Origin of the sequence: Pseudomonas protegens (genome assembly GCF_003732485.1) — a bacterium.
Taxonomy (GTDB): Bacteria; Pseudomonadota; Gammaproteobacteria; order Pseudomonadales; family Pseudomonadaceae; genus Aquipseudomonas; species Aquipseudomonas protegens_B.
In genome coordinates this window covers 57,206-58,050 of the sequence record NZ_MOAK01000088.1, presented here as the reverse complement: position 1 = coordinate 58,050, position 845 = coordinate 57,206, and the positions used below count along the sequence as shown (strand labels likewise).

At 65.8% G+C, this 845-nt stretch carries 1 protein-coding gene; it reads left to right on the top strand.

All coding sequences use genetic code 11. The features are described from left to right. On the top strand, positions 1 to 658 hold a 658-nt coding region (locus BLX41_RS33930), incomplete at its 5' end, for a PstA family ABC transporter permease (protein ID WP_185073881.1). Positions 659 to 845: the final 187 nt, after the last annotated feature.

Here is an 845-nt window from a genome sequence, read left to right as displayed (position 1 = left end):
GCAGAATACCCTGACCCGGGTGATCCGCATCGCCGTGAACAACCTGGCGGGGGTTCCGGCCATCGTCTACGGCGTGTTCGGCCTGGGCTTCTTCGTCTACGTGCTGGGCGGTTCCGTGGACCGTCTGTTCTTCCCCGAAGCCCTGCCGGCGCCGACCTTCGGTACCCCGGGCCTGCTCTGGGCCTCCCTGACCCTGGCGCTGCTGGCGGTGCCGGTGGTGATCGTGGCCACCGAGGAAGGCCTGGCGCGGATTCCCCGCACCGTGCGTGAAGGCTCCCTGGCCCTGGGCGCGACCAAGGCCGAGACCTTGTGGAAGATCGTGCTGCCCATGGCCAGCCCGGCGATGATGACCGGCATGATCCTCGCGGTGGCCCGTGCCGCCGGTGAAGTGGCGCCGCTGATGCTGGTGGGCGTAGTGAAACTGGCGCCGTCGCTGCCGCTGGACGGCAACTACCCGTACCTGCACCTGGACCAGAAGATCATGCACCTGGGCTTCCACATCTATGACGTCGGCTTCCAGAGCCCCAACGTCGAGGCGGCGCGGCCGCTGGTGTACGCCACCGCGCTGCTGCTGGTGCTGGTGATCGCCACGCTCAACCTGTCGGCCGTGTGGATCCGTAACCACCTGCGGGAAAAATACAAGGCACTGGACAGCTGATCGGCTGGCTTGTGTGGACGCTGGCTTGCGTAGGAGCTGGCTTGCCAGCGAAGGCGTCCGCAAGGGCGACGCAGGGCTTCAAGGCCTCTTCGCCGGCAAGCCGGCTCCTACAAACAGAATGATGTCACCGCAGGCCTGATGCCTGAGGTTCACGACAAACGAATTGGTAGCACAGGGAGCATCCCAT